The organism is Pseudomonas sp. LRF_L74 (genome assembly GCF_965644255.1).
Taxonomy (GTDB): Bacteria; Pseudomonadota; Gammaproteobacteria; order Pseudomonadales; family Pseudomonadaceae; genus Aquipseudomonas.
Genome location: NZ_CBFFRH010000002.1, coordinates 178,674 through 193,688, shown reverse-complemented (window position 1 = coordinate 193,688; position 15,015 = coordinate 178,674). Strand labels below are relative to the sequence as shown.

The following is a 15,015-nucleotide window of genomic DNA, read 5'->3' as shown; positions in this document are numbered from 1 at the left end:
ACAATGACTCGATTAACTCATCGTCAAAATGACTCATGGAAGTCTTTATGACTCACAACCCCTTGCTACGCATCCTCATTCCCCTGGTCGCCGATCTGTCCCGGGACCTGCGGGACGAGGAACGTTATCGCCGCCTGCTCGCCGCCCTGCGCGAATTCCTGCCCTGCGACGCGGTCGCGCTGCTCAAGCTGGAAGGTGACGTGCTGGTGCCGCTGTCGGTACTGGGCCTGAGCCCCGATACCCTGGGCCGTCGATTCAAGCTGGACGAACATCCACGCCTGGCACGCCTGATGGAAAACCCGGGGCCATTGCGCTTCGCCACCGACTGCGAACTGCCCGACCCCTACGACGGCCTGGTCGAGCACCAGCACGGCGACCTGGAAATCCACGACTGCCTGGGCTGTCGCCTGCTCGTCCAAGACAAACCCTGGGGCCTGCTGACCCTCGACTCGCTCGATCCGGCACGGTTCGGCAGCGTCAACCTCGACAATCTGGAAGCCTTTGCCAGCCTCGCCGCCGCGACGGTCATGGCCAGTGAACGTATCGAGCAACTGGCGCGCATCGCCGAAGACCAGCGGCAACTGACCGAGGTCTACAAACGCGCCGCCGGCGGTCGCCTGCCCCGCGAGCTGATCGGCCAGAGCATCAGTCACAAACGCCTGCAACAGGAAATCGACCTGGTCGGCCAGAGCCCGCTGACCGTGCTGATCAGCGGGGAAACCGGGGTCGGCAAGGAACTGGTGGCCGAGGCGATCCATCGCCGTTCCCCACGCGCCCGCAAGGTGCTGATCAGCATCAACTGCGCGGCCCTGCCCGACACCCTGGTGGAAAGCGAGCTGTTCGGCCATGTCCGTGGCGCCTTCTCCGGCGCCGTGGCCGAACGCAGCGGCAAGTTCGAATTGGCCGATGGCGGCACGCTGTTTCTCGATGAGGTCGGCGAGCTGCCGCTGGCGACCCAGGGCAAACTGCTGCGCGTGCTGCAAAGCGGCCAGTTGCAGCGGGTCGGATCGGACCGTGAGCACCGGGTCGATGTCCGGGTGATCGCCGCGACCAATCGCGACCTGGCCGAAGAGGTCCGCTCGGGGCGGTTCCGTGCCGATCTTTACCATCGCCTCAGCGTTTACCCCCTGCTGGTGCCTCCGTTGCGCGAACGGGGTCGCGACGTACTCCTGCTGGCCGGTTACTTCCTCGAGGAAAATCGTGCGCGCCTGGGCCTGCGCAGCATCCGCATGAGTGCCGACACGCAAAAGGCCCTGCTCGCCTATCAGTGGCCAGGCAATGTCCGTGAACTGGAGCACCTGATCGGCCGGGCAGTGCTCAAAAGCCTTGCCGTGCAACCCGAACGGCCCCGTATCCTGACCATCGAGACGCAGAGCCTCGACCTGCAGGAGCCGCTGCAAACCGCCGCCAGGACCGCTCTGCCGCAACCGCCAGTGTCTCAGGGCGTCCCTCTCAAAGACGCAATCGACAGCTACCAGAAGTCGCTGATCGAACAGGTGCTCGCACGCCATCAAGGCAAATGGAGCAGCGCGGCCCAGGAGCTCGGCGTCGATCGCGCCAACCTGACACGCCTGGCCAAGCGCCTGGGCATGCGCTGAGCCAAGGGCCTGCTCAGCGAGGCCTGAACGCAAGCGGCAAGGCACAAGCCTGGACCTGGCCAGGCCTGTGCCTTGAAATGAAACGGCAGCAAGACTTCGCCCATGCTTTAAACATAAAAATATTCTAAAAAGATATTTTTCTATTCTTTTTTACACATCTACTTTAGCGCCACTGTCCTGCAACCAACTTGTTGCCGGCGGAGGAGCTGTCCATTTCAGCGACTGTTGCATCGGCAACTGTACGCCCAGCAACAGCAATGCAACAAAACCCTTCGCAGCCAACAGCCTCGAATCGAAAACTATTTTTTTATCCTTTTAAATCAATAATTTGAATATTGGTACAGCTCTTGCTCCAAGCCTGTTCAACGAGCAACAGCAGAGGAACCCAACATGACTGCGCCCTTGAACATCGTCGCCGTGTCCGGCGGCGCCTACCGCCCCTCACGCACCCTGGTACTGGCAGAGGCGATCCTGGCCGAGGTGGCCGAAACGCTGCACGCCACTACCCGCATCGTCGAACTCGCCGATATTGCCCGCCCGGTCGGCGGCGCCCTGTCGCGCAACGAGCTGCCGGCGGAGGTGGAAGAGCAGATCCGCGCCATCGAGAACGCCGACCTGCTGATCGTCGCCTCGCCGGTCTATCGCGGTTCCTATCCAGGCCTGCTCAAGCACCTGTTCGACCTGGTCGGCATCGAGGCACTGGTGGATACCCCGGTACTGCTCGCCGCTACCGGTGGCAGTCCGTTGCATGCCCTGGTCATCGATCACCAGTTGCGCCCGCTGTTCAGCTTCTTCCAGTCGCTTACCTTGCCCATCGGGGTCTACGCCACGGAGGCCGACTTCGCCGACTACCGGATCGTCAGCGAATCGCTCCAGGCACGTATTCGCCTGGCCGCCGCACGCGCCCGTCCGCTGCTTGGCAGTGCCAGCCGCGAATTGCGCCGCATCGCCTGATCGGCGTGCCGTTCCCGCTTACGACATGTGCAAGACGCACACCCGACGGCGGGCTTCCTGAACAAGCAAGGACACCCTTATGAGCGCCAATCAACAACCGGCCGTACTGAGCCCGCTGCAAACGGCACGCCGCCTGGCCGCAGACTTCGCGGAAACGGCCGCGGAGCGCGATGTGAAAGGCGGCACGCCGAAAGCCGAGCGCGATGCGATCCGCCAGAGCGGCCTGCTGTCGCTGGTTATCCCGAGCCAATTCGGCGGCATCGGCGCGAACTGGAGCGACACGCTGAACATCGTTCGCGAGTTTGCCAAGGTCGACAGCTCCATCGCCCATGTTTTCGGCTTCCAGCACGTCATGCTGGCGACCGTCCGCCTGTTTTCCCAACCCGAGCAATGGCAGCCCTGGTTCGAACAGACCGCGCGCAAGAACTGGTTCTGGGGCAATGCCCTGAACCCGCTGGATACCCGCACCGTGGTGAAGAAATTCGACGGCTGGCGCGAGTTCTCCGGCAAGAAGAGCTTCTGCTCCGGCGCCAGCGATTCGGAAATGCTGATCGCCTCGGCCGTCGACGAAAGCGCGGGCGGCAAACTGCTGATTGCCGCCATTCCCAGCGGGCGCACCGGCATCACCCTGCACGGCGATTGGGACAACATGGGCCAGCGCCAGACCGACAGCGGCAGCGCCACCTTCGAACGAGTGCGCGTGGAAGAATCCGAGCTGCTGCTCAACCCAGGCCCGCTGAGCACGCCGTTCTCCAGCCTGCGCCCGCTGATCGCGCAATTGCATTTCACTCACCTGTTCCTCGGCATCGCCGAAGGTGCCCTGGAGGAAGCCCGCCAGTACACGCTCAAGGAAGCCAGGCCATGGTTCAAGTCCAAGGCCCAGCACGTCAGCGAAGACCCTTATGTGTTGCGTCACTACGGCGAGTTCTGGGTCGGCCTGGAAGGTGTGCGGGCGCTGGTCGAGCGGGCGGCGGCACAACTCGACGAGGCCTGGCGCAAGGAGCACAACCTCGGGGCCGAAGAGCGTGCGCAACTGGCGGTCTCCATCGCCACGGCCAAGGTCGCGTCCACCCGCGTCGGCCTCGATCTGTGCAGCCGCCTGTTCGAAGTCACCGGCGCCCGCGCCACCCATGCCTCGCTGCGCTTCGACCGTTACTGGCGCAACCTGCGTACCCAGACCCTGCACGACCCGGTGGATTACCGCATCCACGAGCTGGGCGAGTGGGCGCTGAACGAGACGCGCCCGACCCCGTCTTTCTACTCCTGAAGGGATGATGACCATGCAACTCCTGACCCTCCCGCCCTCTCCCGCACTGGCTACCTCGATCAGGGCCACCGCCCAGGTCTTCGAGGACCCCAAGTCCCAGGCACTGCTCGCCCATTTGCAACAGGTCGCCCCCAGCGAGGCCAGCGTCCTGATCATCGGCGAAACCGGGACCGGCAAGGAGTTGGTCGCCCGTCACGTGCACAACCTCAGCGGCCGCCGCAACGGCCCGTTCGTGGCGGTCAACTGCGGAGCGTTTTCCGAGTCGCTGGTAGAAGCCGAGCTGTTCGGCCATGAAAAAGGCGCCTTCACCGGTGCCCTGACCGCCAAGGCCGGCTGGTTCGAAGAAGCCAACGGCGGCACCCTGTTCCTCGACGAGATCGGCGACCTGCCGATGGCGATCCAGGTCAAGCTGCTGCGCGTGCTGCAGGAGCGCGAGGTGGTGCGCCTGGGATCGCGCAAGAGCATCCCGATCAACGTGCGGGTGCTGGCCGCGACCAACGTACACCTGGAAAAGGCGATCAATGCCGGGCATTTCCGCGAGGACCTGTACTACCGCCTCGGCGTGGTCAGCCTGCAACTGCATCCGCTGCGTGAGCGTCCCGGCGACATCCTGCCGCTGACCCGGCACTTCATCGCCGAATACAGCCGGCGCCTCGGCTACAACGCCGTCAGCCTGGCCGATGATGCGCAGAAGAAACTCACCCGCTACGGCTGGCCGGGCAACATCCGCGAACTGGAGAACGTGATCCACCACACCCTGCTGGTGTGCCGCGACAGCGTGATCCAGGCCAGCGACCTGTACCTGTCGAACCTGCGCATCGAACGCCAGGAAGAAGCCAGTCGTACACAGGACGAATCCGCCGACGCCTTATTGCAGCGCGCCTTCCAGAAGCTGTTCGAGGAACAGAGCGGCGCCCTCCACGAAAAGGTCGAGGACGCCTTGCTGCGCGCGGCCTATCGCTTCTGCCACTACAACCAGGTGCATACCGCCAACCTGCTCGGCCTCAGCCGCAACGTGACCCGCGCGCAGTTGATCAAGATCGGCGAACTGGTGGTGAACAAGCGGCGCCCTGCCCAAAGCTCCCAGGGCAACCGGGTGATCAACCTTTCGATCTGAGGAATGGCTGGAACAGTCGTCATTCCCGCGCAGGCGGGAGCGACGTGAAGGGCTTTCCCAGTGGCTATCTACAACGAGAAACACCGCCATGCGTTGCTCCCGTGAGCGCCGCCAACGACGCTCCAAACCTTATGGCAATCAGGACACATTCATGAGCCTCGATATTTTCTGGTTCCTCCCCACCTCGGGTGACACCCGCTACCTGGGCAAATCCGATAGCGGCCGCCCGGCCAGCAACGCCTACATGCGGCAGATCGCCGTGGCCGCCGACACCCTCGGCTATGACGGCCTGCTGATTCCAACCGGCGCCAGTTGCCTCGACCCCTGGGTCACCGCCGCCAGCCTGGTTCCGGTGACCCAGCGCATCAAGCTGCTGGTGGCCCTGCGCACCTCGCTGGGCAACCCGACCGCCTCGGCGCGCCAGGCGGCGACGCTGGACCAGGCCAGCGGCGGGCGCCTGCTGCTCAACGTGGTGCCAGGCGGCGACGCCACCGAACTGGCCGCCGATGGCGTGTTCCTGCCCCATGACCAGCGCTACGAGGCCGCCGACGAATTCCTCGGCGTGTGGCGCCGCGTGTTGCAGGGCGAGACCGTCGATTTCGATGGCAAGCACCTCAAGGTCAAGGGCGCGCAGAACTTCTTCGAACCGGTACAGAAGCCCTACCCGCCGCTGTACTTCGGCGGCTCCTCGCCGGCCGCCCATGAACTGGCGGCGCAACATGTGGATGCCTACCTGACCTGGGGCGAGCCGCCCGCCGCAGTGGCCGAGAAGATCGCCGACGTCCGTGAGCGCGCGGCCAGGCATGGGCGCAGCGTACGCTTCGGCGTGCGCCTGCACGTGATCGTGCGCGAGACCAACGAAAAGGCCTGGGCCGCCGCCGAGGAACTGATCAGCCACCTCGACGACGAGACCATCGCCGCCGCCCAGGCCAACTACGCCCAAATGGATTCGGTCGGCCAGGCACGCATGGCCGCGCTGCACGGCGGGCGCCGCGACAAGCTGGAAGTGGCACCCAATCTCTGGGCCGGGGTCGGCCTGGTGCGTGGCGGCGCCGGCACCGCGCTGGTCGGCGATCCCGAGACGGTCGCCGCGCGCCTGCTGGAATATGCCGAACTGGGTGTCGACAGCTTCGTGCTGTCCGGCTACCCGCACCTGGAAGAGGCCTATCGCTTCGCCGAACTGGTGTTCCCACTGCTGCCCGGCAAGGGCAAGGTCACCGTCGAGGGTGCCTTCACTGGTGGCGCGTTCGACGTACGCGCAGGCAAGCAGGGAGCGACGGCATGAAAATCATCGACATGCGCTGCCGTCCGGCCTACCTGCACGACTTCTTCGGCGCCACCCCCGGTTCGCCGGAACACGAAGTGGCGCGCTGGCTCAACCGCCGCGTCGGCACGCGTGGCCCGGACAACCATTTCGAGCGCTCGCTGACGCCCGCCGGCTTCCTCGCCGAAGTCCGCGATGCTGGCCTGTACAAGGCCGTGGTGGTCGGCCGCCACACGCCCTCGCAGCACCTGCCCAACGACACCATCCATGGCATCGTCCATGGCCATGACGAACTGCTCGGCATCGCCGGCATCGACCCTGCGCTGCAAGGCGTGGAAGGCGCCCTGGCGGAGATCGACCGCGCCATCGACGTGCTCGGCCTGGCCGGTATCGACCTGGAACCGGGCTTCGGCGAACCGGCACGGCATGCCGACGATCCGTTGTACTGGCCGATCTACGAGCATCTGCAACGCCGTGGCGTGCCGCTGTTCCTGATGAGCGGCCCGACCACGCCCGACCCGGCCTACAACGACCCCGGCCGCCTGGCCGCCGTGGCCCGCGCCTTCCCGGACCTGGCCATCGTCGTCTACCACGGCTACTGGCCCAACGTGCAGCAGGCCATCGGCGTCGCCTTCCGCTACGCCAACATCCACCTGGTGCCGGACATGTACCTGTTCCAGCCGGGCAGCGAAGGCTACGTGCAAGCGGCCAACGGCTTCCTCGGCGAGCAGTTGCTGTTCGGCTCGTCCTACACCTTCCGACCGATCCGCCAGAGCATCGAGGATGCCCAGCGCCTGGGCCTGCGCGACGAGGTGCTGGAACGCTTCTTCCACGGCAACGCGGCGCGCCTGTTCAAGCTCTGACTGGACAAGCGCTCCCCGGAGCGGCTAAGACTGACAACGCCCGGCTCTTCCAGCCGGGCGTTTTCCATTCAGGGAGTGCCTATGGACCCGTTCATGCAAGCAGCCATCGAAGAAGCCCGGCAAGGTCTCGCCGAGGGCGGCATCCCCATCGGCTCGGTGATCGTGCACAACGGTCGCATCATCGGCCGTGGTCATAACCGCCGCGTGCAGGAAGGCAGCGCGATCAAGCACGGCGAGATGGACGCCTTCGAGAACGCCGGCCGCCAGCCCGCAAAGGTCTACAAGGAATCGGTGCTCTACACCACCCTATCGCCCTGCCCCATGTGCAGCGGCGCGATCCTGCTCTACGGCATCCCCAAGGTGATCGTCGGCGAGAACCGCACCTTCCTCGGCGATGAGTCGCTGCTGTTGTCGCGCGGCGTGGAAGTCGAAGTGCTGCAGGATGAAACCTGCATCGGGTTGATGCAGCAGTTCATCGCGGAAAAGCCGGAGTTGTGGAATGAGGATATTGGCGAGTAACCCTTTGTAGGGTGGACAACGCTCTTTTTGTCCACCGTTACATCAGTGATGAGGTGGACAAAAAGAGCGTTGTCCACCCTACGTACTGATCGTGCCTAGAAGCGAGAACACAACAGACGCGGCTAGTGAGCGCCAGTTCGATCTGCCTTGTCTTATCAGCATGCCGATTCGTGGTGTCTTTCATTACGCCGCCTGCACCTGTCACTGGAAACTGAAGCCCTCAACGTTTTCCACTTCTTCACCATAACGAATTCGCTTTGCTTTCCAGGTCTGCTCAGGCTTGTACATCAGCAGGCTTAAACTTCATCACAGGCAGATGATCAGTATGCGCCTACAACAACGAAATCTGCGCCCTGCCCAGTTGCCCACTCTCGAAATCCAGCAGCCAGCGCTTGAGTGCCATGCCGCCGGCATAGCCGGTCAGCGCGCCGGAGGAGCCGATCACCCTGTGGCACGGCACGATCAGGCTGATCGGGTTGAGCGAGTTGGCCAGGCCGACGGCGCGGGCCGCTCCCGGCGAGCCGAGCAGCTTGGCCAATTCACCATAACTGCGGGTAGTGCCAGGTGCGATATCGCGCAGCGCAGCCCAGACTCGCTGCTGGAAATCCGTACCGCCGCCATCCACCGCAAGGCCGTCGAGGGCGTTGAAATCGCCGGCGAAATAATCACGCAAGCGTGGGCCGACGATACAGCGCCTGGCCGCCTGCAAGCGCACGTCCGGCGTGCCGAAGCGCTTGCGCATCAAGGGCAGCAAGCGCAGTTCGGGATCGCCGAAATCCAGGGCCAGCACCTGTTTGCCATCGGTGACGATGGAGAACACGCCGATAGGCTCATGCATCTCGAAGTAACTGAGGTAGAGGTCCGCCGCGCTCATGGGTATTCCGATACTGGATGCCAGGGAGCGGCAGTCTACCGTTGCATTCCGGTCAGACCAACAAGCACCGCTGGTCTGCCGCATCGCCAGTCGGACGGACGGTTTTGCCGTCGCACGCCAGCCATGCCGCCACTCATGGAAAAAAACCAGAAAACATGGCCATTGGCCGCTGCTTTACAGCACCAGCCGGAGGTCTAGCCTACGAGAGTCATTCGGAAATCAGGGGCGCCGGCCCTCGAACCATCACAAGGCGGTGCGTGCATTGCGCCCGATGCAGCGAATCGCCCGTCCCGAAGGGTTGCACGACGAAACGTCGACAGCCCCTAGCCACCCACTCGAAAGGAGCACGTCATGGCCACCGCTCAGTCTTACCTGTCTCCCACCGATATCGGCCAACTCTTCACTGACACCATGCCAGCTTATGAGTGTGAGGCGACGCGCATGGCGGATGGTTCCATCGCCCTGCAATTCACCAACCTCGCCAATCATGAACTGATCACCCTGCGTGGCATTTCCGTGCACGAGCTGGGCTCGGTAAGCGCTATCGCCCAGCTCGGCAAGAGTCTTTCGGAAGAGTTCGCCGTAGCAATTGCCCAGCGCCGCATGTGAAAAGCCCCCAGCCCCGCAACCAGCGGGGCTGGCGCTCCTACCGCTTCAGGTATAGGCACGCTCGCCGTGCTGGCTGATATCCAGCCCCTGCTGCTCGACCTCTTCACTGACACGCAAACCACGGGTCAGCAAGCCAGTCAGCTTGAGTAGAACGAAGGTCACGATCGCGCAGTAGACGATGGTGAACAGCACGCTCTTGGCCTGGACCAGCACCTGCGCGGCGATCTCGATGTCCTGGAAACCGCCCAGGGATTTCGAGGCGAATACACCCGTGAGGATCGAGCCGACGATGCCGCCCACGCCATGCAGGCCGAAGGCATCCAGCGAGTCGTCGTAGCCCAGCGCGCGCTTGAGCCAGGCGATGGCGAAGAAGCAGATCACCCCGGTGACGAAACCCATGATCAGCGCACCACCCGGGCCAACGAAGCCGCACGCGGGGGTGATGGTCACCAGGCCGGCCAAGGCCCCGGAAGCCGCGCCCAGCGCACTGGGCCGGCCGCTCTTCAACCATTCGATGGCCAACCAGCCGACGATGCCGGAACAGGCGGCGATCTGCGTGGTGAGCATGGCCATGCCGGCGTTCTCGCTGGCGGCCACGGCCGAGCCGACGTTGAAACCGAACCAGCCGACCCACAGCAGCGCCGCGCCGGTCAAGGCGAAGCCCATGTTGTGCGGCGGCATCGCCGTGCCCGGATAGCCCTTGCGCTTGCCCAGCACCAGGCAGGCGACCAGGCCGGCCACGCCGGAGTTGATATGCACCACGGTGCCACCGGCGAATTCGAGAATGCCCCAGTCCCACAGCAGGCCGCCCGGTCCGCTCCAGGCCATGTGCGCCAATGGCGCGTAGCAGAAGGTGAACCACAGTGCGGTGAACAGCAGCACCGCCGAGAACTTCATGCGCTCGGCGAACGCGCCGGCGATGATCATCGGCGTGATCAGGGCGAAGGTCATCTGGAAGGTCGCGAACACGCTCTGTGGAATCGCCGCCACCAGGCTCTCGCGGGTCAGGTCGAGCAGCAGGAAGTGCTGCAGGCCGCCGATCAGGCTATGCAGGTTGACCACGCCCTCCTCCATCCCGGTGGTATCGGCGAACAGGCTGTAGCCATAGATCACCCAGAGCATGCCGATCACCCCGGCCACGGCGAAGCATTGGGTGAACACCGAGAGCAGGTTCTTCGCGCGGACCATGCCGCCATAGAACAGTGCCAGCCCCGGCACCAGCATCATCAAGACCAGGACGGTGGACACCATCATCCAGGCGGTGTCGCCACTGTTGAGCGTGGCCTCTTCCGCGCTTGCCAGGCCTGGCAGCAATGCCAGCGCCAGCAGCGCACGTTTTATTTTTCGTTCACCCATTACATCGATTCCTCACACATGAGTTCGGGAAGGATCGGCAGTAGAAACAGAATTGCTCGACCGCTGCTCTGGTGGCGCGTGTCGCTGATAAACAGACAAAGAAAAACGCCCGGAGACGATGCCACCGGGCGTTTTGGCTCACGATCAGTACTGCTGCCCAGGAATCCAGCTGGTCCCGGCCAGCGGTACGCGGGCCATGGCCGCGGACTCCACGGTCAGCGCCACCAGGTCCTCGGGGTCGAGGTTGTGCAGGTGCGACTTGCCACAGGCACGGGCCATGGTCTGCGCCTCCAGCACCAGCACGCGCAGGTAGTTGGCCAGGCGGCGGCCGCCTTCGACCGGATCGAGACGCTTGGACAGTTCCGGGTCCTGGGTGGTGATACCGGCCGGGTCTCGACCATTCTGCCAATCGTCGTAGAAACCGGCGGCCGAGCCGATCTTCTTCAGCTCTTCGTCCAGACGCGGGTGGTTGTCGCCCAGGGCGATCAGCGCCGCAGTGCCGATGGCCACGGCGTCAGCGCCCAGGGCCATGGCCTTGGCCACGTCGGCACCGTTGCGGATACCACCGGAGACGATCAACTGGACCTTGCGGTGCATGCCCATTTCCTGCAGCGCCTGCACGGCTTGCGGAATGGCCGGCAGGATCGGGATGCCGACGTGCTCGATGAACACCTCCTGGGTCGCCGCGGTGCCGCCCTGCATGCCGTCGAGCACGATCACGTCGGCACCGGCCTTGACCGCCAGTTTCACGTCGTAGTAGGGACGGCTGGCACCGATCTTCACATAGATGGGTTTTTCCCAGTCGGTGATCTCGCGGATCTCGGCGATCTTGATCGCCAGGTCGTCCGGGCCGGTCCAGTCCGGGTGACGGCAGGCAGAACGCTGGTCGACGCCGATCGGCAGGGTACGCATGCCGGCCACGCGCTCGGTGACCTTCATGCCCAGCAGCATGCCGCCGCCGCCCGGCTTGGCGCCCTGGCCGAGGACGATCTCGATGGCGTCGGCCTTGCGCAGGTCGTCCGGGTTCATGCCGTAGCGCGACGGCAGGTACTGGTAGACCAGGTTTTGCGACTGGCCGCGCTCTTCCGGGGTCATGCCGCCGTCGCCGGTGGTGGTGCTGGTGCCGGCGATGGTCGCGCCACGGCCGAGGGCTTCCTTGGCGTTGGCCGACAGCGCGCCGAAACTCATGCCGGCGATGGTTACCGGAATCTTCAGGTGCAGCGGCTTCTTGGCGAAGCGGTTGCCGAGGATCACGTCAGTGCCGCATTTCTCGCGGTAGCCCTCCAGCGGGTAGCGCGACACCGAAGCGCCGAGCAGCAGCAGGTCGTCGAAGTGCGGCAGCTTGCGCTTGGTGCCACCACCACGGATGTCGTAGATGCCGGTCTCGGCGGCACGCTGGATTTCCTGGATGGCCAGGCGATCGAAGGTGGCCGACTCGCGCAGGACTGGAGTGGGTTTCTCGCTCATGGTGATGCTCCTGGATCAGTACGCGGAGGCGTTGTCGACTTTGAAGTTGTACAGCTGGCGAGCCGAGCCATAGCGTTTGAAGTCCGCGGCGTTTTCCTTGAAGCCGGCGCGGTTGAGCAGCTCTTGCAACTCTTCGATGTGCTCGGGGCGCATCTCCTTCTCGATGCAGTCGGAGCCCAGCGACTCGACGCTACCTTTGACGAAGATCTTGGTCTCGTACAGCGAGTCGCCCAGCGCATCGCCGGCATCGCCGCACACCACCAGGCGTCCGGCCTGGCCCATGAAGCAGCTCATGTGGCCGATGCTGCCGCCGACCACGATGTCGATGCCTTTCATGGAAATCCCGCAGCGTGCGCCAGCGTCGCCCTCGATGACCAGCAGGCCGCCATGGGCGGTGGCGCCGGCGGCCTGGGAGGCACTGCCCTTGACCCGCACGTAGCCGCTCATCATGTTTTCCGCACAACCCACGCCGACGTTGCCGTGCACGGTGATCGCGGCCTTCTGGTTCATGCCCGCGCAGTAGTAGCCGGCATGCCCCTGGATATCGATGGAGATGGCCTCGTTGACGCCGACAGCGAGGTTGTGCGCGCCGTTGGCGTGGGTCACCACCCACTCGCGGTCTTGGACATTGTTGACTTGATCGTGCAGGGCCTGGTTGAGGTCGCGCACGGTCGAAACGGACAAATCGATGGTTTTCATGTGCGGGCTCCTTAAGCCGACTCGCGTTCCCAGATGTACATGGTGGCGGGAACGGGTTCCCAGACCTTGGCCTTGTCGATACCCGGCAGGCTCGACAGCGCCTGATACTCCGAGGCCATCGCCACGTAGTCGTCGGTCTCGGCGAGGATCGCCGGCTTGCAGGCGATCGGGTCGCGGATCACGGCGAAGCCATTACGGGTGCCGATGGCAAAGGTGAAGAAGCCGTCCAGGTCCTCCAGGGAGTGGTCGAGCGCTTCTTTCAGGGTATCGCCCTGTTGCAGGCGCCAGGTCAGGTAGCCGGCGGCCACTTCGGTGTCGTTCTCGGTCTCGAAGCTGATGCCTTCGCGGCGCAGTTCCTGGCGCAGGCGGAAGTGGTTGGACAGCGAGCCGTTGTGCACCAGGCACAGGTCCTTGCCGGTGGAGAACGGGTGGCTGCCTTCCATGGTCACGGCGCTCTCGGTGGCCATGCGGGTGTGGCCGATGATGTGGCTGCCCTTCATGGAGGCCAGGCCGAAGCGCGTGGAGATTTCCTTCGGCAAGCCCATGCCCTTGAGGATTTCGATGCTCTGGCCGGCGCTCATGATGCGCACGCTCGGTGCCAGTTCGGCCAGGGCGGCACGCACGTCGGCTTCCTCGGCCTTGACCTTGAGCACAGCGGCGCTGGCGTTCTGGAACCAGTCCAGGGGGCTGCCGAGACGGCCTTCCAGGGCGCCCATCAGGGCCTTCCAGTCGAAGGCCTCGGTGGTCGCCTGCAGGGTCAGCTTGATCCAGCCATCACCGACTTCATCGCCGTAGATGGCGAAGCCGGCACTGTCCGGGCCGCGATCGGTCATGGCTTCGAGCATCGGCTCGAAGAGTTTGCCGAGCTGTGATTCCAGCGCCGGATTTTTCAGGTAAAGCCCCACGATTCCACACATAGCTATAACTCCTGGGCAGAAGGCGCCCGCCATCGGCGAACGCCTAGAAAATCGTTTGTGGTTACGGTCGGATCAGAAGAATTCGGTGTAGCGCTTGATCTCCCAGTCGGAGACGTGGCGGCTGTACTCCACCCACTCCATGCGCTTGAGCTTGATGAACTCGCCGACGATCTCCTTGCCCATCACTTCGGCGAACAAGGCGTCTGCCTCCAGCGCATCGCACGCTTCCTTGAGCGACTGCGGCAGGGTCTTGATGCCTTTCGCGGCGATGGCTTCGAGTCCCAGCGAGTAGAGGTTTTCGTTGCAGATCTGGTCGGGCACCAGTTGCCGGTCGATACCGTCCAGGCCGGCGGCGATGATCGCGGCGGTGACCAGGTACGGGTTGCAGCCGGCGTCCGGCAGGCGGAATTCGAGGCGGCCATAAGGCACGCGCACCATGGCCGAACGGTTATTGGCACCAAAGGCGATGAAGGCTGGCGCCCAGGTCGCGCCGGACAGCGAGTTGCCCACGACCAGGCGCTTGTAGGAGTTCACCGTCGGCGCGGCGAAGGCGCACAAGGCCGGGCCATGGGCAAGCAGACCGGCAGCGAAGTGATAGGCCAGTTTCGACAGGCCCATGCCGTTCTTGTCGCTGGCGTCGAAGAACAGGTTCTTGCTCTCGGCGCTGGCGATCGACAGATGGAAGTGCATGCCGTTGCCTGCACGCTTCGGGTCCGGCTTGGGCATGAACGAGCAGATCATGCCCAGGTCGTTGGCGATCTCGCCGGCGGCCATGCGGAAGAAGGTGAAACGGTCCGCCGACTCCATGGCATCGCTGTAGGTGTAGTTGATCTCGAACTGGCCGTTGGCGTCCTCGTGGTCGATCTGATAGATGTCGAAACCGACCGGCTGCAAGGCTTCGGTGAGCTTCTCTAGGAACTCGCGGGAGCGCGACAGCCCCTTGTAGTCGTAGCAGGGCTTGTCCAGGTTATCGCTGGCATCGACCAGTTGCAGGGTGCCGTTTTCATCCCGGCGCATCAGGTTGAACTCGGGTTCCAGGCCGGTGTTGAGGGTCCAGCCACGGGCCTTGAGGCGTTCCACCTGCTGTTGCAGCACATAGCGACTGTCATACGGCCAGGGCTCGCCATTGACGTGCCCGATGCACACCACGCGGCCGTAACCCGGCTGCCATGGCACGGGGGTCAGCGTGGACAGATCGCCCTTGGCCATGAAATCAGGGCCATGCGGCTCCATGCCCATGCCGCAGATCGCGAAGCCGGCAAAGCCAGCACCATCTTCTGCGACGGCTTTCAGGCCAGATACGGGAACCGATTTGGTCTTGGCCGAACCGTGGATATCCACGAACTGCGCCAGTACATATTTGATGCCGTGCTTGTCGATGATCTGCTGGGTTTCATTTGGCAACATCGTTTGCCTCCTGTCGGCTTGCTAATTATTCCGCTGGGGAATTTATATTTATTGAAAGGAATGCAAGCGGTTTGCCAACTTTTACCGATCACCCGCAAAGCCAG

Annotated in this window: 14 protein-coding genes; 8 read left to right on the top strand and 6 right to left on the bottom strand. The window is 63.9% G+C overall.

What is annotated here, in order from left to right; all coding sequences use genetic code 11:
• Window positions 1–47: 47 nt before the first annotated feature.
• The 7 genes from norR to ACSZPK_RS05760 all read left to right on the top strand — a co-directional run bounded on the left by norR (window position 48) and on the right by ACSZPK_RS05760 (window position 7,582).
• Window positions 48–1,598: a nitric oxide reductase transcriptional regulator NorR gene (gene norR, locus ACSZPK_RS05790; RefSeq protein WP_437880465.1), complete on the top strand. Its 1,551-nt coding sequence runs from the start codon at window positions 48–50 to the stop codon at window positions 1,596–1,598.
• A 390-nt stretch (window positions 1,599–1,988) separates the two neighbouring features.
• A complete protein-coding gene (msuE, locus tag ACSZPK_RS05785; protein WP_437880464.1) occupies window positions 1,989–2,552 on the top strand; it encodes an FMN reductase in 564 nt (187 codons plus the stop codon).
• Between the two features lie 79 nt (window positions 2,553–2,631).
• A complete protein-coding gene (locus ACSZPK_RS05780) occupies window positions 2,632–3,819 on the top strand; it encodes an acyl-CoA dehydrogenase family protein (protein WP_437880463.1) in 1,188 nt (395 codons plus the stop codon).
• A 13-nt stretch (window positions 3,820–3,832) separates the two neighbouring features.
• Window positions 3,833–4,936, top strand: a complete 1,104-nt coding sequence (locus ACSZPK_RS05775; protein ID WP_437880462.1) for a sigma-54 interaction domain-containing protein — start codon at window positions 3,833–3,835, stop codon at window positions 4,934–4,936.
• A gap of 151 nt (window positions 4,937–5,087) precedes the next feature.
• On the top strand, window positions 5,088–6,221 hold the full coding sequence (gene ssuD, locus ACSZPK_RS05770; protein WP_437880461.1) for an FMNH2-dependent alkanesulfonate monooxygenase: 1,134 nt from the start codon (window positions 5,088–5,090) through the stop codon (window positions 6,219–6,221).
• Entirely contained in the window at window positions 6,218–7,063 is an 846-nt protein-coding gene (locus ACSZPK_RS05765; protein ID WP_437880460.1) for an amidohydrolase family protein, read from the top strand. The genes ssuD and ACSZPK_RS05765 overlap by 4 nt, the downstream gene beginning before the upstream one ends.
• An 81-nt stretch (window positions 7,064–7,144) precedes the next feature.
• Window positions 7,145–7,582 carry a nucleoside deaminase gene (locus ACSZPK_RS05760; protein ID WP_437880459.1) on the top strand — a complete coding sequence of 146 codons (438 nt, stop codon included), beginning with the start codon at window positions 7,145–7,147 and terminating at the stop codon, window positions 7,580–7,582.
• Between the two features lie 331 nt (window positions 7,583–7,913).
• Here the strand turns inward: ACSZPK_RS05760 and ACSZPK_RS05755 are convergent, their stop codons facing one another.
• Window positions 7,914–8,456 carry a methylated-DNA--[protein]-cysteine S-methyltransferase gene (locus ACSZPK_RS05755; protein ID WP_437880458.1) on the bottom strand — a complete coding sequence of 181 codons (543 nt, stop codon included), beginning with the start codon at window positions 8,454–8,456 and terminating at the stop codon, window positions 7,914–7,916.
• 351 nt (window positions 8,457–8,807) lie between these two features.
• On the opposite strand from ACSZPK_RS05755, the gene ACSZPK_RS05750 reads away from it, so the two are divergent.
• Window positions 8,808–9,065, top strand: a complete 258-nt coding sequence (locus tag ACSZPK_RS05750; RefSeq protein WP_437880457.1) for a hypothetical protein — start codon at window positions 8,808–8,810, stop codon at window positions 9,063–9,065.
• 45 nt (window positions 9,066–9,110) lie between these two features.
• Here the strand turns inward: ACSZPK_RS05750 and ACSZPK_RS05745 are convergent, their stop codons facing one another.
• The 5 genes from ACSZPK_RS05745 to glnT form a co-directional block, all read right to left on the bottom strand.
• Window positions 9,111–10,421, bottom strand: a complete 1,311-nt coding sequence (locus tag ACSZPK_RS05745; RefSeq protein ID WP_437880456.1) for an ammonium transporter — start codon at window positions 10,419–10,421, stop codon at window positions 9,111–9,113.
• Window positions 10,422–10,565: 144 nt separating this feature from the next.
• Window positions 10,566–11,888, bottom strand: coding sequence for an FMN-binding glutamate synthase family protein (locus ACSZPK_RS05740; protein WP_437880455.1), 1,323 nt, complete (start codon window positions 11,886–11,888; stop codon window positions 10,566–10,568).
• A 15-nt stretch (window positions 11,889–11,903) separates the two neighbouring features.
• A complete protein-coding gene (locus tag ACSZPK_RS05735; RefSeq protein WP_437880454.1) occupies window positions 11,904–12,587 on the bottom strand; it encodes a protein glxC in 684 nt (227 codons plus the stop codon).
• Between the two features lie 11 nt (window positions 12,588–12,598).
• Entirely contained in the window at window positions 12,599–13,504 is a 906-nt protein-coding gene (locus tag ACSZPK_RS05730) for a class II glutamine amidotransferase (RefSeq protein ID WP_437880453.1), read from the bottom strand.
• 72 nt (window positions 13,505–13,576) lie between these two features.
• Window positions 13,577–14,911, bottom strand: coding sequence for a type III glutamate--ammonia ligase (gene glnT / locus ACSZPK_RS05725; protein WP_437880452.1), 1,335 nt, complete (start codon window positions 14,909–14,911; stop codon window positions 13,577–13,579).
• Window positions 14,912–15,015: the final 104 nt, after the last annotated feature.